Origin of the sequence: Nonomuraea candida (assembly GCF_000725485.1) — a bacterium.
GTDB classification, from domain to species: domain Bacteria; phylum Actinomycetota; class Actinomycetes; order Streptosporangiales; family Streptosporangiaceae; genus Nonomuraea; species Nonomuraea candida.
Genome location: NZ_JOAG01000015.1, coordinates 180722 through 199575 on the forward strand (window position 1 = coordinate 180722; position 18854 = coordinate 199575).

Genomic DNA, 18854 nt, shown 5'->3' on the forward strand with positions numbered 1-18854 from the left:
GGGCAGCGCTTCGGAACCGGGCGGGGCGGCATGAGCGCGCCCCGGTACTCACAGGTGAGCGCGGTGGCGGTGCGCCTGCCCGACGAGGACCTCACCACGCCGGAGCTCGAAGAGCTGCTGGCCGAACGCAATCCCCGCGTGGACGTGCCGCGCGGGCTCATCGAGCGGCTCAGCGGGGTGCGGCGCCGGCACGTCGCGCCGCCCGGCGTGCTGCCCTCCGACCTGGCGGTGGCCGCCGCCAGGGACGTGCTGCGGCAGACGGGGCACGCGCCGCCCGCGATCGACCTGATCATCTACGCGGGCGTGTCGGCCGACGCGGTCGAGCCGGCCACCGGGCACATGGTGGCTGCCAAGCTGGGCGCCGACTGCCCGGTGTTCGACGTGCGCAACGCCTGCAACAGCGTGCTGAACGCGATCGAGGTGGCGGACCTGTTCATCACCTCGGGCCGGCACCGTACGGTGCTCATCGCCTGCGGCGAGGTCATCACGGCCGCCATGCCGTGGCGGCTGGCCTCGGAGGAGGAGTTCACCACCGCGGTCCCCTCCTACACGGTCTCCGACTCGGGCAGCGCGCTGCTGCTCCAGGCCGCCGACGCGCCGGGGGTGCTCGGGCACCGGTTCTGCGCGAACTCGGCGGACTGGGAGGTCTCGGCCATGCCGTTCGTCCGGGACGGCGCCGGCGCCCTGCGCGTCGGGGCCTTCACCATCGACTCGGTGGGGCTGGCGATCGGGGTGCAGAAGCTCGACCGGGAGATCTGGCGCCGGCCGCTGGCCGAGCACGGGCTCGACTGGGACGACATGGCCGCGATCTGCGTGCACCAGCCCTCGCTGGCGGCCCTGGGGGCGGTCTGCGAGCTGGCGGGCATCCCCCGGGACAAGGCGGAGGTCACGATCGCCGATCACGGCAACCTGGCCGCGTCCACGATCCCGATGCAGCTCCACCTGGCCACGGAGGCCGGGCGCGTGCGCCGCGGCGACCTCGTGGCGCTGGTGGGGGTGGCCAGCGGGATCAGCGCCGGAACCGTGCTGCTGCGCTGGTGACGTCCGCCGCCGGCCGCCACGGGGCGCGCGTCGCGCCGGGCGGACGGGTTCGGCACGGGGTGCGCGGGGCGGACGGGTTCGGCACGGGGTGCGCGCCGCGCCGGGCGGACGGGTTCGTTGAACTCTCGCGATTTCTCACATAGTAGTGACGCGAGCACGAAGAGTGAGAATGGGTGGTGTTCGCGGGCATGCGCGATGAAATGGACGCGGTGGCGATCGTCGGAGTGGGCTGCCGGCTGCCCGGCGCGATCACGGACCTGGACGGGCTGTGGCAGGCGCTGGAGCAGGGGGCCGACCTGATCGGAGAGGTCCCGCCCGACCGCTTCGACGCGGCGCGCTGGGTGGACGAGGACTCTCCCCGGCCTGCCAAGAGCTACACCCGGGCAGGCGGATTCCTGGACGACATCGACCACTTCGACGCCGCCTACTTCCGGATCTCGCCGAAAGAGGCGGCGGCCATGGACCCCCAGCAGCGCCTGCTGCTGGAGATGACCGCCGAGGCCCTGGACGACGCCGGCATCGACGCCGCCGCCCTGGCCGGCACGGACACCGCCGTGTTCGTCGGGATCTCCGACAGCTCCTACGGCACCCGGCAGACGCTGCACACCGAGCAGGTCGGCCCGTACACGATGGCGGGCTCGGCCCTGTCGATCGCGGCCAACCGCATCTCGCACGTCTTCGACCTGCGCGGCCCGAGCATGGCGGTGGACACGGCCTGCTCGTCCTCGCTGCTGGCGGTGGAGCGGGCCTGCCGGGCGCTGGCGGCCGGCACGAGCCGGGTGGCGCTGGCCGGCGGGGTGAACGTGCTGCTCTCCCCGGCCGGCTACGTCGGGTTCAGCCAGGCGCGCATGTTGTCGCCCAGCGGCCGGTGCGCCGCCTTCTCCGCCCGGGCCGACGGGTTCGTGCGCGCGGAGGGCGGCGGGGTGGTGGTGCTGAAGCGGCTGGCCGACGCGCTGGCCGACGGCGACCGCGTGCACGCCGTCATCGCCGCCGCCGGCACCAACAACGACGGCCGCACGAACGGCCTGTCGCTGCCCAACGCGGCGGCGCAGGAGGAGCTGCTGCGCCAGGTGTACGGGCGGGCCGGCCTCCACCCCGACGACCTCGTGTACGTCGAGGCGCACGGCACCGGCACCCAGGCGGGCGACCCCGCCGAATGCCTGGCCCTGGGGCGGGCGCTGGGCCGGGCCCGCACCCGGGGCGCGCTGCCCATCGGCTCGGTCAAGTCGAACGTGGGTCACCTGGAGCCCGCCTCGGGCATGGCGGGGCTGTTCAAGGCGCTGCTGGTGCTCCGGCACGGCGTCATCCCCGCCTCCCTGCACGCCGACGAGCTGAACCCGGGCATCGACTTCGACGGCCTGAACCTGTCCGTCGTCACCCGCGCCGCGCCGGTGAGCCTGCCCGCGGGCGGGCGGGTGCTGGCCGGCGTCAACTCCTTCGGGTTCGGCGGCAGCAACGTGCACGTCGCGCTCGCCGCCCCGCCGCAGATCGAGGCGCAAATCGAGGCGCAAATCGAGGCGCAGGTCGAGGCGCAGGTCGAGGCGCAGGTCGAGGCGCAGGTCGGGGCGCCGCCCGTACGGGAGCGGCTGGGGGCGCGGCTGCCCGTGGTGGTGTCGGCGCGCACGCGGCGCGCGCTGGAGCGGGCGGTCGAGCGGGCCGCCGGCCACCTGGACCGGCTCGGCGACGCGGACCCGGCGGCCTTCTACGACACCGCCTACACGGCGACGCGCCGGCGCGGGCTGCATCCGTACCGGGCCGCGGTGCTGGCGGACTCGCCGTCCCGCGCGGCGGCGGCGCTGCGCTCCCTCGTACGCGACGACGCCCCCGCCGTCACGGGCGGGGCGCGCGGCGACGAGACCAGTGCCGTGGCGTTCGGGGAGGGCGTGGAGCACGGCCGGGTGGCGTTCGTGTTCTCCGGCAACGGCTCGCAGTGGGCGGGCATGGGCGCCGACCTGCTGGAGCGCGACCGGGTGTTCCGCTCGGCCGTGGCGGAGGTGGACGCGGCGCTCACGCCGCTGCTGGGCTGGTCGGTGCTGCACGAGCTGGCCCTGCCCGCGCGGCGGTGGCGGCTGTCGCTGACGGAGGTCGCGCAGCCGTTGTTGTTCGCGGTGCAGGCCGGCCTGGTGGCGATGTTGCGGGCGGCGGGCGTCCGGCCGGGGGCGGTGCTGGGGCACAGCGTCGGCGAGGTCGCCGCCGCGTACGCCGCCGGCGCGCTGACGCTGGAGCAGGCCGCCCGGGTGATCGCCGCGCGCGGCACCGCCCAGGCGGCCACCATGGGCATGGGGCGGATGGCCGCCGTCGCCCTGCCCGCGGAGCAGGCCCGGCAGGTGCTGGCCCGGTACCCCGGCGTGGAGCTGGCCGCCGTCAACAGCGACCGCGACGTCACCGTGGCCGGGCCCGAGGACCGGCTCAAGCAGCTCGGCGCGGACCTGGAGGCGGACGGGGTGTTCGTCCGCCGGCTCGACCTGGACTATCCGTTCCACAGCACCGCGATGGACGCCATCCGCGAGCCGCTGACCGCCGCCCTGGCCGGGCTGACGCCGGGGCCGGCCGGGATCACGCTGGTGTCCACCGTGACCGGCGAGCCCGTGCGCGGCGAGGAGCTGACCGCCGATCACTGGTGGCGCAACGTGCGCGAGCCGGTGCTGTTCGGCGCCGCCGTCGAGCACGTCCTGCGCACCGGGCACGACGTGCTCGTCGAGGTGGGGCCGCACCCGGTGCTCCGCTCCTACCTGCGGCGCGTCTCCGGGCAGGCCCGCCGGCCCGCCTGCCTGGTGACCACCGTGCGCCGCGAGGAGCCCGGCCCCGCCACCATGGACCGCGCCGTCGCCACGCTCGTCGCCTCGGGGGCCCGGCTCGACTGGGACGGCTACTTCCCGCGTCCCGGCCGGGTGCGTACGCTGCCGTCCTACCCGTGGGAGCGCGAGCCGTTCGGCATCGGCGGCCCCGACACCTGGACCCGCGGCAGCGGCACGGGCGCGCTGGACCATCCGCTGCTCGGCGAGCGGCTGCCCGCCCCGCACCCCACCTGGCACGGCCGGCTCGAACGCCCGCTCGCGCCCTGGCTGACCGACCACCGCATCGGCGACTCGGCCGTCATGCCCATGACCGGCTACGTCGAGATGGCGCTGGCCGCGGCGCGGCTGGCGCGTCAGGAGGACGGCCGGGCGATGGAGGCGGACCGGGCGATGGAGGTGGACCGGGCACGCGTCAGCCGGGCGCTGGTGCTCCCGGAAGGGCCCGACGCCCGCCCGCTGTACGTCCAGACCTTGCTGTCGCCGGAGACCGGCACCGTGATCGTCACCGGCACCGACGACGTGGGCCGCCCGCCGCAGGAGCACTTCCGCGCCCGGGTGCGCCCGCTGCTGCGCGAGAGCCCGCCGCCGCTGGACGTCGCCGCGCTGCGGGCCCGGGCGCGCACCGAGCTCGACGTGGACGACTACTACCGGCGGGCGGCGCGGGGCGGGCTGGCGTACGGGCCGGCCTTCCGGGTGCTGACCGGTCTGTGGCGGGGCGAGGGCGAGGTGCTCGGCGCCTACTCCGTGCCGGCGCAGGCCGAGGGGCGCTACCACGTGCACCCGGCGCTCCTCGACGGGGCGCTCCAGGCCGGGGTGTCGTGGCTGCTGGAGGCGCTGGAGCAGGGCGAGGCGTTCCTGCCGTCGGCGATCGGCGCGGTGCGGGTCCACCGCGCGCCGGCCGCCGAGGGGCTCTTCCACGTACGCGAGCGGGCGCGCGGCGACGACGAGGCGCGCTGGGATCTCGTCGTCACCGACCCCGACGGCACGGTCGCCGTCGAGGTGGAGGGGTGCAGGCTGCGCCGCAGCGGGCTCAGCGCGGTCCTCCCGGTACGCCGCTTCCGCACCGAGCTGCGCGCCCGTCCTCATGACGACCTGCCGGGCGAGCCGTGGCCGCTGCCGGGGCCCGCGCTGATCGCGGACGCGGCGGCCGAGGCCGTCGCCCCGGTGCGCCGGGCGTGGGACGCGCTGCGTTACGGCCGGTTCGCCGACCTCATGGAGAGCGCCTTCGCCCGCGCCCTGGCCGCCGCCCTGACCGAGGTGGCGCCCGCCGCCCGGGACGGCGTGACGCTCGCCGGCCTGGAGCGGGCCGGCCTGTCCCCGGACCGCACCGCCCTGGTCCGCCACGCCCTCCTCCTCCTGGAACGCCACGGCCTGGCGGAACTCGATCACGACCCTTCGGAGCCCGGACGCCATGGCCTGCCGAAGCCGGAGCGGGAGCGGGCCGGTTCGGAGGAAGCCGGGGACGGGTGCCGGTTCCGGCTGGTCGAGCCCGGCGGCGGACCCGGCGACGGCGGACCCAGTGACGGCGGGCGCGGCGGCGACGGACGCGGCGGCGAGCTGTACGGTGCGGGGAATCCGTTCGCCGCCGAGCAGGCGCTGACCGCCCTGTGCGTGAGCCACCTGGAGCCCGTCCTGCGCGGGCGCCGCGACCCCGCCGCCCTGCGCACCTCCGGCGGCGGTGCGGAGCTGCTGGAGCAGGTGCGCGACATCGCGCCGCTCAGCCTGTACGGCAACCGGGTGGCGCGGGCCCTGGTGGCGGAGATCGCCCGGCGCTGGCCCGCGGACCGGCCGCTGCGCGTCCTGGAGGTGGGCGGCGGCACGGGCGGCACGGCCGCGGCGCTGCTGCCGATCCTGCCGGCCGACCGCACCCGCTACCTGTTCACCGACCCCGACGACCTGGCCGTGGGCCGGGCCCGGCGGCGGCTGGCCCGGTTCGACTTCGCCGACTTCCGGTGCTTCGACCCGGACGCCGACCCCGCCGGTCAGCGGCTGAGCCCCGGCGGATGGGACCTGGTGATCGCCGCCCACTCCCTGCACCTGGCCAAGGACCTCACCGGCGCGCTGCGCCGCCTGTCCCGGCTGCTGGTGCCCGGCGGCCAGCTCCTGGCCGTGGAGCCGCACCGCCCGCCGGTCGCCGCGTACGCCGGCCTGCTGCCCGGTTACTGGGACGTCGCCGACTCCCGGCTGCGTCCCCGCTCTCCCCTCCCGGAGGCGGAGCGCTGGCCCGCGCTGCTGGCCGAGTCCGGGTACGGGGAGGTCACGCGCATCGGGGACACCGACGGCACGTGCTCGGTCCTGCTGGCCGCGGCCCAGGGCTCCCGGCCCCGCCCCACCCGGCCGGCGCTGAGCCCGTCCCAGACCTGGATCATCGTGACAGACCGGCCCCAGGATCAGGCAGCCGACCGGCCCCAGGATCGGGTGACGGACCGGCCCCAGGACCGGGCCCAAGGCGAGGCGGCGGGCCGGCCGCAGGGCTCTCTCGTCTCCGCGCTCGCGGACCTGGTGGCCGAGAGCGGCGGCAGGGCGGTGCCGGCCAGTGCGGCCCAGGGCCCGGCCGGGCTCCTGGCACACGTGCCGCCGGACGCCACGTCCGTGTCGTTCGCCCTCGTCCTGGAGCCCCCGCGGGCCACGAACACCGCCATGAACAGCGCCACGAACACCGCCGTGAACACCGCCGTGAACACCGCCACGAACACCGCCGTGGACGCCGCGGAGGCCGTGGAGGCGGCCTGCCGGGGGGTGGCCGCGTTGCGCACGATCGCGGAGGCGTGCCGCGACCTGCCCCCCGCCATCCCGGCGACGCTGTGGCTGATCACCGGCCCCTGCGCCGCCCTGCCGGCCCCCGGCGAGGACGACACCACCGAGCGAGCCCCCGTGACCGCCCAGGACCGTCCGTCACAGGCCACGGTCCAGGGCGGGGCCGACCCGGCGAAGGCGGCCCTCGGCACGGCCCGGCCGGCGCCCGCGGGCGCGCAGGACGCGGCCGAGGTGGTGCATGCGGCCGTATGGGGGGCGGCGCGGTCGCTGGGGAACGAGCGGCCCGAGCTCACGGTGCGCCGGGTCTCCCTGCACCGCGCCGGTGACGCGCTCGCCGACGCCGCCCGGCTGCTCACCGAGCTGATGCGCCCCGGCGACGAGGACGAGATCGTGCTGACCGGCCAGGGGCGTTTCGCCGCCCGTACCAGGGAGGTCGCCGAGCGGCCCGCCCGGCGGGCGGGCCGGGCTCCCTGCTCGCTGGTGATCCGCGACCCGGGGCTGTCGCACCGGGTGACCTGGCGGGAGTCGCGCGTGCCCGAGCCCGCTCCGGGCGAGGTGCTGATCGAGGTCCGCGCGGCGGGCCTGAACTATCGTGACCTGGTCCACGCGGTCAACCTGCTCCCCAGCGAGGCGCTAGAGGCCACCGGCTCCCCGCTGGGCCTGGAGTGCGCGGGCGTGATCACCGCGGTCGGCGAGGGCGTGCCCGCGGCGCGGATGGGCGAGCGGGTGGCGGCGATCGCGAACGGGCTGGCCACCCATGTGACGACGCCCGCCTGGGCCGCGTTCCCGGTGCCCGACGGCCTGGGCTTCGCCGCGGCGGCCACGATCCCGCTGGTCTACGCCACGGTGCACGTCGCCCTGGTGGACGAGGCGCGGGTGCGGCCGGGCGAGACGGTGCTGGTGCACGGCGGCGCGGGCGGCGTGGGCCTGGCCGCGATCCGGTACGCCCGCCGCCTGGGCGCGAAGGTGATCGCCACGGCGGGCACCGAGGCCCGGCGCGACCTGCTGCGCGCGATGGGCGTGGAGCACGTGCTGGACTCCCGTACGCTGCACTTCGCCGAGCAGGTCAGGAGCCTGACCGGCGGGCGCGGTGTGGACGTCGTGCTCAACTCGCTGGCCGGCGAGGCGCTCACCAGGAGCCTGGAGACCCTCGCGCACGGGGGCCGCTTCGTCGAGCTGGGCAAGCACGACATCTTCGGCGACCGGCCCCTCCCGCTGCGGCCCTTCGGCGGCAACGTCTCCTTCTGCGGCCTCGACCTGGGGCTGCTGATCGCCCGCGACCCGGCCAGGGCCGCCGGGGTGGCCGCGGAGCTGGCCGAGGCGGTCAGGGCCGGGGACGTGACGCCGCTGCCGCACACGGTCTTCCCCGCCGCCCGGGCCGGCGACGCGTTCGCGCTCATGCGCCACTCCCGGCACGTCGGGAAGATCATCCTGTCGTTCGACCCGCTCGACGAGCCGATCGAGGCGGAGCCCGCGCCGCGTGCCCCGCGTCTCGACCCGGCGGGGACGTACCTGGTGACCGGCGGGCTGGGCGGGTTCGGCGCGGCCACCGCCCGCTGGCTGGCCGATCGGGGCGCGCGCCACCTGGCGCTGGCAGGCCGCCGCGGCGCGCGCAGCCCGGAGGCTCCGGCCCTGCTCAAGGAGCTGGGCGAGCGCGGGGTGGCGGTGAGCGTGCACGCGGCCGACGTCACCGACCGGGACACGATGGCCGGCATCGTACGCGGGGCGCGTGAGGCGGGCCGGCCGGTGCGCGGCGTCGTCCACTCGGCCATGCACCTCGACGACGCGCCGCTGCCGGAGCTGTCCGACGACCGGATCAGGGACGTGCTCCGTCCCAAGGTCGCGGGCGCGCTGGTGCTCGACGACGTGACGCGGGACGAGGAGCTGGACCTGTTCGTCCTGTACTCCTCCGTCTCCGCCACGATGGGGCAGATCGGTCAGGCGTCGTACGCGGCGGCGAACCTGGCCCTGGAGGCGCTGGCCCGCCGCCGGCGCGCCCGCGGCCTGCCGGGGCTGGCCGTCTGCCTCGGCGTGCTCGCGGAGACCGGCGTCGTCGCCCGTGGCGAGCAGGGGGAGCGGCTGGCCGCGTTCGGGGTCGAGCCCGTGCGCCCGGCCGAGGCGTTCACCGCCGTCGAGGACCTGCTCGTCGCCGGCGCGCCGGTGGGCGGCGTCGGCCGTCTCGACTGGAGCCGGCTGCGCGGCCTGCTCCCCGCGCTCGACCGGCCCCGGATGTCGCCGGTCATGCCGGCCGGGCTGGAGCGGGACGCCTCCGGCCCCGACGAGCTGGCCAGGCGGCTGGCCGCGCTGCCGGCCGAGGAGGCGCTGGCGCAGGTCGGCGAGCAGCTCCGGGGGTTGTTGTCGGCGGTGCTGCACCTGCCGGCCGACCAGATCGCGCAGGACCGCAAGCTGGCCGACTACGGCATGGACTCCCTGATGGGCGCGCAACTGCTCGTCTCGGTCCGCCACCGGTACGGCGTCGACATCCCGCCCATGGAGCTGCTGCGCAGCGGCGGGACCGTCGCCGACCTCGCGCACGTCGTCCTCGGCCGGCTGGCCGGGCCGCGGCAGGCGTGAGGCGGCGAGCGAAGGGAGGGCCTCATGCCGCTCGGCAACACCCGCGGCCACACCGGCCCCACGGCCGCCGCGGCTGAGGCCACCGGCCCGGCCGGGACGACCTCGGCCAGCCCGCCGGGCGGGGACGGAACCGGCATCCCCGGCAGGGGCGGGGGCGTGCTCGATCGGCTGGCGCGGGCCGCGGCCCGGCGCGGGCGGCTCGTCATCGCGGTGTGGCTGATCCTCGCCGCGGCCTCGGCGGCGCTGCTGCCCGGGCTGACGCACCGGCTGGCGCCGCCCTCGCTGGAGGTGCCCGGCTCGGAGTCCGCCAGGGCCGCCGCCCTGATCGCCCGCGGGCTGCCCGAGCTGGGCACCGAGCAGATGCTGCTGGCCTTCGACTCGGCCCGGCTGGACACCGACGCGCCGCCCTACCAGCGCGCCCTGGAGGCCACCGTACGCGCGCTGGACCGCCGGCCCGACGTCGGCGCGCTGCTGCCGCTGCCGGCCGTCGAGGGACAGCACCCGCACCGCGTCTACGTCCTGACCGGCGTGCACGGCGACGAGCTGACCCGGCAGCGGCGGCTGCCCGCGCAGCTCGCGACCGCCCGGCAGGCCGCCCACACCGCCTCCGGGGGGCAGGTCACGGTCACGGTCATCGGCGTCAGCCGGGCGTTCGCCCAGCTCGCCCACACCGACATGGGCGACCTGCGGGCGATGGAGCTCAAGACCGTGCCGCTGGCGGTGCTGCTGCTGGTGCTCGGGCTGGGGGCGGTGGGGGCCGCGGCCGTCCCGCTGCTGGTGGGCGGCGCGGCGATCCTGACCGGCACGGGCGCGCTCACGCTGGCGGGCGCGCTCGGCCACGTCGACTCCACGATGCTGACCTTCACCGTCACCATGTCCGTGGGGCTCGGCCTGGACTACGCGCTGCTCGTCCTGCTGCGCTACCGGCAGGCCCGCCGCGCGGGACGGCCGCCCCTGGACAGCGTCGGCCACGCCGCCGCCACGGCGGGCGGCACGGTGTGCTGGTGCGCGATGGCGATCATGGTGACGGCGGGCGGGCTGCTGATCGTCGACGTGCCGTGGGCGCACTCCATGGCGCTGGCGGGCGTGCTGGCCGCGTTCGTCACCATGCTGGCGGCGCTGACCCTGGCCCCGGCCCTGCTGCCCCTCCTGGACCCGTACCTGGAGTGGGGCGCCCTCCCCTGGCGCCGCCGGCCCGCGCGGGCCGGCTCGCCCGGGGGGTCGGTCGCAGCCGGCTCGCCCCGGTGGCTGCGGGGGGCCGCGCACCTGATGCGCCACCCCGTCCGGTACGCGCTGGCCGCGACCGCGCTGCTGCTGGTGGCCGCCGTACCGGTGCTGGACATGCGGCTGGGCCTGCACTACGACCGCGAGACGCTGGCCGGCACCGACATCGGCGAGGGGCTGGCCAGGCTGGAGTCCGACGGGGTGGCCAGCCTGACCAGCCTGGCCCTGCCCCACCCGGCGGGCGGCGGCCCGGTGGACACCCTCGCGCTGGCCGAGGCGCTGCGCGCCGACCCGCGGGTCACGCTGGTCAGCGCGCTCGACAACGGCGAGGACCTGACCCTGCTGCTGATCGCCGACCGGTTCGCGCCCGACAGCGCCGCGTCCGCCGCGTTCCTGCGCGACGTGCACGCCCGCGCGGCCGAGCTGCTGCCGGCCGGGCAGGAGGTGCTGGCCGTGGGGCCGGCGGCGCGGCTGGCCGACCTGTCGGCGGGGGCGCTGGCCGGGTTGTGGACGGTGCTCGGGGTGGTGCTGCTGTCGTCGTTCGCGCTGCTGCTGATCACCTTCCGCAGCCTGCTGATCCCGCTGAAGGCGGTGGCCATGAACGTTCTGTGCGTCTGCGCCGCGTTCGGGCTGCTCACGCTCTGGTACCAGGACGCGGGCACGGCGGCGGCCGACGTCAACGTGCTGCTGCCGGTGATCGTCTTCACCATCGTGTTCGGCCTGTCCCTGGACTACGAGGTCTTCCTCGTCCACCGCATCGCCGAGCACTACCGCCTGCGGGGCGACAACACCGCCGCCGTGCTGCACGGGCTGCGGCACACCGCCCGCCCCATCACCCTGGCCGCCGCCATCATGGCCGTCACCTTCGGCGGGCTGATGTTCACCCGGCGGCTGGACTTCCAGCAGGCCGGGTTCGCGGTGGCGGTGGCCATCGTCATCGATGCCACGCTGATCCGGATGGTCCTCGTGCCGTCCCTGATGCGGCTGCTCGGGCACCGCAACTGGTGGCTGCCGGACCCGCTGAACCGCCTCCTGCCCCCCTTCACGCCGCCCGCCCCGGCCGGCGCCCCCGCCCCGGCCGGTGCTCCTGTGCCGACCGGTGCGCCGCCGCCGCCGTCCGGCGTGCCCGCCGAGGAGCGCTGAGGGACGCCGAGGGCGCCGAAGGGCGGGGTCAGCGGCGCAGGAAGGCGGCGACGGCGGGCACGAGCCGGTCGTGGGCGTCTTCGAGCACGTAGTGTCCCGCGTCGCGGTAGACGTGCACCTGCGCGTCCGGGAAGCGCCGCCGCCACTCGGCGAGCATGGCGGGGTCGAGCACGGGGTCGCGCAGCCCCCAGCCGATCAGCACCGGCCGGTCGGCGAACCCGCCGAGGCTCTCCCCCGTCCGCCGCAGCTCGGGCCAGGCGGGATCGCCGGGTCCGAGCGGAATGTCCTGCACGAACCGCTGCACGGCGACCCGGTGCCCGGCCTGGCCGACCCGGTGCCCGGCCTGGCCATCACCGCGATCGCCGCTGGGGTCGCCACTGGGACCGCCACTGGGACCGCCACTGGGACCGCCACTGGGACCGCCGGCCGAGCCGGCGGGCCCGGCCGGGTGGCGGTCGGGGGACAGGAACGCCGCGCGCACCTCGGCGGGCAGGCGGCGGCGCACCCCGAACGGCGGCAGCGTGGCGGCCCGGGCGAAGGCGTGGTGCCGCAGGAACAGGCGCGCCCCCAGCCGGGTCTCCCGCAGCAGCCAGAACGGCAGCCGCAGCGCCGGCCTGACCCGCGCGCCGTGCGGGTTGGGGAAGGCGGCGGTGTTCAGCACGACCAGGCGCGCCACGCGGCCGGGGTGGCGGCGCGCCCAGCCCATGCCGATGGGGCCGCCCCAGTCGTGCATCACCAGGGTCCAGCCGCGGGCCGGGGCCCGGCCGCTGTCGATGAGATGCGTGGTCAGGGCGTCCAGGTCGTCGATGCGGGAGGTGAGGGTGAAGGCGTAGCGGTCCTCCCCCGGCTTGTCCGAGCGGCCCATGCCGATGTGGTCGGGCGCGACGCAGCGGTGCTCGCCGCGCAGCGCGAGGATCAGGCGCCGCCACAGGTAGCTCCACGACGGGTTGCCGTGCAGCATCAGCACGGGCGCCCCGTCCCCCTCGTCCACGTAGTGCTGGCGCAGCCCGTTCCTGGTGAACCAGTGCGGGGCGAACGGGTATCCGGGCAGGTCCTCGCTCATGGCAGCCGGGCCTCCTGACGGTCGGTCATGGCAGGTGGGTCCCTCGCCGGGCGGCGGGGTGGGCGGCGAGGTGGGCGGCGAGCCTGGACAGGCCGTCGGACATGCGCACGCGGGGCGCGTACCCGAGGTCGCGGCGGGCCGCCGACAGGTCGAACCAGTGGCTGGTGGTGGCCTGGCACACGGCGAGCCGGGTGAACGGCGGCGTCACCCCGGCGATCCGGCACGCGGCCTCCACCACCGGGGCCGCCAGCCGGGCCGCCCGGGCGGGCACCCGCCGCGTCACGGGAGGCAGCCCGGCCGCCCCGAGCAGGGCGTTGACCCACTCCGCCAGGGTGCACGGCTCGTCCTGGCCGATGAAGTACGCCCGCCCCGAGACCCGCCCGTCCTGGGCCAGCCGGTCCAGGGCCAGCAGGTGCGCCTCGGCGGCGTTGTCGATGTAGACGGTGTCGACGCGCTTGCCCGGCGCGCGCGGCAGCAGCAGCCTGCCCTGCCTGGCCCGCGCGGTGAAGCGCGGCAGGAAGTGCGGGTCCCCCGGCCCCCAGATCAGGTGGGGGCGCAGCGCGACGGTGGCCAGGCGGTCGCCGTTCGCGGCCAGCACGAGGCGCTCGGCGGCGGCCTTGGTGGCCGGGTAGGGCGCGAGGAAGCGGCGGGCGTAGGGCGCCGACTCGTCCACGCCTTCCAGGTCACGGCCGTCGTACACGACGCTGGGGGAAGAGGTGTGCACGAGCCGGGCGACGCCGGCGCGCAGGCAGGCGGCCAGCACGTTGGCGGTGCCGTCCACGTTGATCGTCCGGTAGTCGCGGGCCGGCCCCCACAGCCCGGCCAGGGCCGCGCAGTGCACGACGGCGTCGCATCCGGCCACCGCCCGCTCCACGGCGCGCGGGTCGCGCAGGTCGCCGCGGAGCTGCGCGACGCCGTACGCGTCCAGCGCCGGGTGCGGCCGGCGGTTCAGCGTGCGGACCTCGTCGCCGCGCCCGGCCAGCAGCCGGCAGACGGCCCCGCCCAGGAAGCCACCGCCCCCGGTCACCAGGACCCTCATCGCCCACCGGCCCCGAGCGCGCGGGCCGCCCAGCGGGCCAGCACCGGACGGCGGATCTTGCTCGCGTGCCGGACGTCCATCGGGAAGCTGCGGTGGAACAGCACCTCGCCGACGACGGGCACCGCCGCGCGCACCCGTTCGGCCAGCTCGCGCCGCGCGGCCCTGGGCAGGCCGGGCTCGCACTCCACGCAGAGCACCGGCCGCTGCCGCCCCGGCGGGCCGACGCCGACCAGCGCGCTGCGCCGCACGCCCGGCAGGCCGTCGCAGATCGGCTCGACCTGGTCGGTGTAGAGGTCGCCGTCGCGGGTGCGTACGCGCTCGCTCTTGCGCCCCGCGAACCACAACCGCCCGCGCTCGTCCTGCCACCCCAGGTCGCCCATGCGGTGCACGGTCACGCCGCCGTCGTCGATCCGGGCGAGCCGGGTGTCGTGCGGCCGGCCGAGATACGGGTCGCCGACGGCCGGGCCCGCCACCGTGATCTCCCCGACGGTCCCCGCCGGCGCCAGCAGGTCGTCCGACCAGACGGGGACGGGCTCGTCCGAGACGGCGATGATCCGTACCTGGTTGCCCGGCAGCGGCCTGCCCAGGCACGTGCCGGCGCCGCGTGCGGTGGCCTCGGCCGTCGCGGTCAGCTCGGCCGCGTCCGCCACGCTGACCAGCAGCGACTCGGTGGCCCCGTACACCGAGCGCAGGTCCGCGCCCGGGGGCAGGCAGCGCAGGGCGCGCCGCAGCACCCCGACGGGCAGCGGGGCGCCCGCGGTGAGCACCATCCGGACCGTGTCGAGCGGCTCGCCGGTGCGCAGGCAGTGGCGGGCCAGCCGGTCCAGCAGCGCGGGGGCGGCGAACAGGGCGGTCGCGCCGTGCCGCCGGATCGAGGCGGCCATGGCGGCGGGATCGGTGCGCTCGGGATGGCGCAGGTTCGTCCGGGGGATCACCGCGCCGCAGCCGATGGCGGGCGCGGCCACCGCGAACGGCAGGAAGGTCGAGTACAGCGTGCCGCCCGGCTCCAGGGAGCCCAGCAGGCCCAGCAGCGCGGCCTGCCCCGCCAGGTGCCGATGCCGCAGCGGGACGCCCTTGGGCGCGCCGGTGGAGCCGGAGGTGAACACGATCAGCGCCGGGTCGTCCGCCTCCGGCCGCGGCCACGGGCCCGCCGGCGCCGGTGAGCGGCCGAACCACCTCGGGCTCCGGCCGGCCGTGATCAGGACGCGGAGGCTGTCCCGGCCCCATCCGAGCACGGCCCGCGCCACCCGGGCGCGGGCGATCCCGACGAACGCCTCGGGCGCGGCCTCGGCGAGACAGGCGCCCATCGCCCGTACGCCGAGCCCCGGGTCGATCAGCACCGGCACGGCCCGCAGCCGGAACAGCGCGAAGATCAGCGCGACCAGCTCCGGCCCCGGCGGCACCAGCACGGCGGTGCGCGTCCCCGCCGCCACCCCCGCCCGCGCCAGGGTCCCCGCCGCACGATCGACCAGTTCGTCCAGCTCCCCGTACGTCACCGTCCGCCCGCCCCGCCACCCGGACGAGCCGCGCCACCCGGACGAGCCGCCCGGCCAGCCGGACGGGAGGCGGCCGTCGAAGCGGTAGGCCACCTCGTCCGGGCGGTCCCTGGCCCATCGTTCGGCCATCGCCATCACGTCGGCGTGCTGCGTGCTCACTGCTGTCGTCCCTCTCGCTGTCATGAACGGGGTCCGCGGGCAAGGGGGAAGACGGCCTGACGGTCAAATGTTGCACCGCGCTACGTCTGGCGCGTTTCGAGCGACACGCACATGGTTACTCTCCGTAGCAAAAACCTGATCTTATGTGAATGGAGCAGGACTATGCGCCGCCTCATCGCCATACTCACCCTGACCGCCTCGGCCGCCACGCTGCCGGTCGTCCTCGCCGCACCGGCCATGGCCGTCACGGCCTTCGACTGCGTCCTCGGCTTCGGCTTCGTCATCCCCGATCCCGCCAGCCAGACCCGGTGGCTCTGCTACGGCGGGCGGAGCAACAACCAGCCGGTGTCCGGGCTCCTGACCGACGGCACGCCGGCCGTGGTGCGCTGAACCCGGGCGTCGCCGCTAGCAGGGCGTCGCCTCCAGCACGGGGAGGTCCTGCGGCAGCGACGTGCCGAACAGCCGGGACTGCGCCGGAGCCTGCCCCTTCTCCGGCGCGACCGCCGGCAGGCCCTTCATCAGGCCCGTCGCGGCGAAGAACTCCGCGAACGCCTGGGCGAGGGCCCGTACGGGGACGCGCATGCAGAACTTGCCCAGGCCGTCACCGCCGAGGGGCTCGACGGCGGTGCCCGCCAGGGGCCACTCACCGAAGACGGTGTCGGCTTCCGCCCCGGTCCCCGCGCCGGTCACCTCTCCGGACGTCTCCACCTGCCCCGTGCCTGCCGCCGCCCCTGGCGTCCCCGCGGACGCCGCCTGCGGCGTCCCTACGGGCCTTGCTTGGGGCGTCCCGGCACCCGGCACCGCGGCGGGAGCCGTCCGGGGCGGCGGCGCGGCGGGGGCCGGGTCGGCGGGGATCGTGGCGGCGGTGGCTGCGGGAATCGTGGTAGCGGGGCCGGCGAGCAGGGCGCCGCAGAGGGCGGTCGTGGACAGGACGTACGTATACACGGCGTGTTCCTCGGTCAGATCGGTGCGAAGATCAAAGTGGCGTTGTGGCCGCCGAAGCCGAACGAATTGGACATGACCGGCCCCGGCGGCAGAGGCCGCGCCTCGCGGGCGACGTCGATGGGGCACTCCGGGTCGAGGTTCTCCAGGTTGGCCGTGGGCGGCAGGGTCAGCTCGCGCATCGCCAGGATCGCGGCCACGGCCTCGATCACGCCGGCAGCCGCGATGGCGTGCCCCGTGACCCCCTTGGTGCCGGTCACCGGCACGCCGGCCGGGCCGAACAGCCGGCTGATCGCCTGGGCCTCGCCCAGGTCGTTCAGGCGGGTGCCGCTGCCGTGCGCGTTGACGTGCGCGATCTCGCCCGGCTCCAGTCCGGCGTCGGCCAGCGCCGCGCGCATGCAGCGGTAGGCCCCCTCGCCCTGGGCCGCCGGGGCGGTCAGGTGGTGGGCGTCGGAGCAGGAGCCGTACCCGGTGAGCTCGGCGTGCACGCGCGCGCCCCTGCGCAGGGCGTGCTCCAGGTTCTCCAGGACGAGGAACGCGGCGCCCTCGGCCAGCACGAACCCGTCGCGGTCCCGGTCGAACGGCCGGCTGGCGCGCTCGGGCGCGGCGGTCCTGCGTGACAGGGCGCCGCAGCGGTCGAACGCGAGCAGCACGGTCGGGGTGAGGCAGGACTCGCTCCCACCGGCGATCACCAGGTCGGCGGAGCCGTCGCGCAGCAACCGGGCTCCCTCGCCGATGGCGTTGGAGCCGGAGGCGCAGGCCGTGCCGATCGTGAGGCTGTGACCCTTGATCTGGTGGCGGATGCTGATCGCGGCGGCGGCCGCGTTGTGCATGACCATCGGCACGTAGAGCGGACCGGGCGCCGTCGGCCGCGCACCGCCGGCCACACCCGCGCCCGGCGTCCGCGACTTGCCGAGCGTTCCCGCGTCCGGCGTCCGTGGCTCACCGAGCGATGCCGCGTCCTGCGTCCGTGCACCGCCGAGCACACCCGCCTCCAGTGTCCGCATGCCGCCGAAGCAGATGCCGGCCACGACGGCCCGGCGCTCGGGCGGCACCCGCACGCCCCCCGCACCGCCGGACCCTCCCCCGCGCCCACCGTCGCAGGCCCCGTCGAACGCGTCGGCGAGCGCGTCGTCGGCCGCGCACACCGCGAGCTGGGCCACCCGGTCGAGCCGGTCCGCCTCCCTCGGCGTCAGGTACCCCCCGACGTCCAGCTCGCCCACCTCGCAGGCGAAGTCGCAGGCCAGGCCCCGGGTGTCGAAGGAGGTGATCCGGCGGGCCGTGGAACGCCCGCTCAGCAGCGCGTTCCACAACTCCTTGGGATGGCCGCCGGCCGGCGTGCGCAGGCCCATGCCGGTCACGGCGACCCGTACCCGGCCCGTCATCGCGCGTTCGCCGTGGCCAGCTCGCGGGCGTACGCGACGACGTCGCCGACGGTGCGCAGGGTGGCGAGCGCCTCACGCGGCATCGGGCCCCACACCTCCTCCATCGAGACGTGTAGCTCGGCCAGGTGCAGGCTGTCGGCCTCCAGGTCCTCCCTGAGCCGGGTGTCCGGGCGGACCCGCTCCGGCGGGACCTTCAGAATCCGTACGCAGCTGTCGCGCACCATGGTCACGATCTCGTCATCGCTCACGCCTGATCCCCTCCTCGTGGTCTTGTCACCCAGCGTCGCCGATGACGCGATAAGTGATCACTCAAGACGCGGCGTCCGGCGTTAAGGGATTGATCAAGTTTTGCGGTCAAGAGCGGGCAACTCCGCGGTTCGCGCGCGGCCGGGCGTGGCCTGCGTCCCTATCGTGAGCAGCACCGACACCACGTCATAGGGGATGACATGCCCGTTTCCCGGATTCACGCGCCGCTCATGACCACGGCCGCCGCCCTGGCCGTGGCGGCCGCCGCCGCCCTCCCGCCGCCCGCCGCCCTGGCCATGACGCCCGCGATCCTCCCGCCGCCCGCCGCCCTGGCAGTGACGCCCGGGTCTCTCCCGCCGTCCGCCACCCTGCCCGGGCCGCCCCCCACCCTGCCCAGGAGGCTCGCCGCACCGGCCGCGGCGGTAGCGGTCCTCCCGGCGGCGGAGCGGACCCTGCTGACCTGCCAGCTGTCCACGACGTCGGAGCATCCGCTGACGTTCAGCCCGGCGGTGGGCTTCATGGCGCGTACCGTGACCGCACGTGCCACCCTCGAACTGTCGCACTGCACCGGCTCGGCGCGGAACCTGCGCTCGGGCCTGCTGACCGCCCAGGGCACCGGGCGCGCGACCTGCAGCAGCGTACGCGACATCCGCGGCACCGGCCGGATCGTCTGGTTCGGCCGGGACGGCAAGCGGGCGGGCGTGTCCACGCTGCGCCCGTCCACCTCCCGCGTCCAGACCTACAACCCGGGCGACATGCTGCTCAGCGGCACGATCACCGGCGGCCCGCTGGCCGGGGCGCGCACCTCCGGCACGGCCACCCCTACCTCCAACATCAGCACGTGCGCCACCAAGGGCCTGACCACCGTGTACGGCAGCGGCAAGATCGCCTTCCTGGGCACGTAGCCACGCACGGTCCCGCCCGCCGGACGGCCCGGGCGGACCACCGCGTACCGGTCCCGCCCGCCCGACCGGCCGGCGGCACGAA

General features: G+C 76.5%; 11 protein-coding genes. 5 read left to right on the forward strand and 6 right to left on the reverse strand.

All coding sequences use genetic code 11. The features are described 5' to 3' along the window. The first annotated feature begins 30 nt into the window (after positions 1 to 30). The 3 genes from IO39_RS15835 (at position 31) to IO39_RS15845 (ending at position 11537) form a co-directional block, all read left to right on the forward strand. A complete protein-coding gene (locus IO39_RS15835) occupies positions 31 to 1041 on the forward strand; it encodes a 3-oxoacyl-ACP synthase III family protein (RefSeq protein WP_063765283.1) in 1011 nt (336 codons plus the stop codon). A 188-nt stretch (positions 1042 to 1229) separates the two neighbouring features. After that, positions 1230 to 9170 (forward strand): type I polyketide synthase, encoded by a 7941-nt coding sequence (locus IO39_RS15840; protein WP_043623210.1) that lies wholly within the window; start codon positions 1230 to 1232, stop codon positions 9168 to 9170. Between the two features lie 24 nt (positions 9171 to 9194). Continuing rightward, a complete protein-coding gene (locus tag IO39_RS15845) occupies positions 9195 to 11537 on the forward strand; it encodes an MMPL family transporter (RefSeq protein WP_043622673.1) in 2343 nt (780 codons plus the stop codon). Positions 11538 to 11565: 28 nt separating this feature from the next. Here the strand turns inward: IO39_RS15845 and IO39_RS15850 are convergent, their stop codons facing one another. The 3 genes from IO39_RS15850 to IO39_RS15860 are packed head-to-tail and all read right to left on the reverse strand — an operon-like array spanning position 11566 to position 15294. Beyond that, positions 11566 to 12600: an alpha/beta fold hydrolase gene (locus IO39_RS15850; RefSeq protein ID WP_043622676.1), complete on the reverse strand. Its 1035-nt coding sequence runs from the start codon at positions 12598 to 12600 to the stop codon at positions 11566 to 11568. Between the two features lie 25 nt (positions 12601 to 12625). After that, positions 12626 to 13627 (reverse strand): NAD-dependent epimerase/dehydratase family protein, encoded by a 1002-nt coding sequence (locus IO39_RS15855; protein WP_245641989.1) that lies wholly within the window; start codon positions 13625 to 13627, stop codon positions 12626 to 12628. 8 nt (positions 13628 to 13635) lie between these two features. After that, positions 13636 to 15294 carry a fatty acid CoA ligase family protein gene (locus IO39_RS15860; protein ID WP_052422955.1) on the reverse strand — a complete coding sequence of 553 codons (1659 nt, stop codon included), beginning with the start codon at positions 15292 to 15294 and terminating at the stop codon, positions 13636 to 13638. A gap of 162 nt (positions 15295 to 15456) precedes the next feature. Between IO39_RS15860 and IO39_RS15865 the strand changes: the two genes are divergently transcribed. Then, positions 15457 to 15684 (forward strand): hypothetical protein, encoded by a 228-nt coding sequence (locus tag IO39_RS15865; RefSeq protein ID WP_043622681.1) that lies wholly within the window; start codon positions 15457 to 15459, stop codon positions 15682 to 15684. A 15-nt stretch (positions 15685 to 15699) separates the two neighbouring features. Here the strand turns inward: IO39_RS15865 and IO39_RS54425 are convergent, their stop codons facing one another. The 3 genes from IO39_RS54425 to IO39_RS15880 are packed head-to-tail and all read right to left on the reverse strand — an operon-like array spanning position 15700 to position 17869. Continuing rightward, on the reverse strand, positions 15700 to 16239 hold the full coding sequence (locus IO39_RS54425) for a hypothetical protein (protein ID WP_157548380.1): 540 nt from the start codon (positions 16237 to 16239) through the stop codon (positions 15700 to 15702). A gap of 14 nt (positions 16240 to 16253) precedes the next feature. Further along, positions 16254 to 17621 (reverse strand): beta-ketoacyl-[acyl-carrier-protein] synthase family protein, encoded by a 1368-nt coding sequence (locus IO39_RS15875; protein ID WP_043622687.1) that lies wholly within the window; start codon positions 17619 to 17621, stop codon positions 16254 to 16256. Next, positions 17618 to 17869: an acyl carrier protein gene (locus IO39_RS15880; protein WP_043622690.1), complete on the reverse strand. Its 252-nt coding sequence runs from the start codon at positions 17867 to 17869 to the stop codon at positions 17618 to 17620. Before IO39_RS15880 ends, IO39_RS15875 begins: the two co-directional genes overlap by 4 nt. Positions 17870 to 18067: 198 nt before the next feature. Here IO39_RS15880 and IO39_RS15885 point away from each other — a divergent pair, with 198 nt between their 5' ends. Then, entirely contained in the window at positions 18068 to 18772 is a 705-nt protein-coding gene (locus tag IO39_RS15885) for a hypothetical protein (protein ID WP_157548383.1), read from the forward strand. The last annotated feature ends 82 nt before the right edge of the window (positions 18773 to 18854 follow it).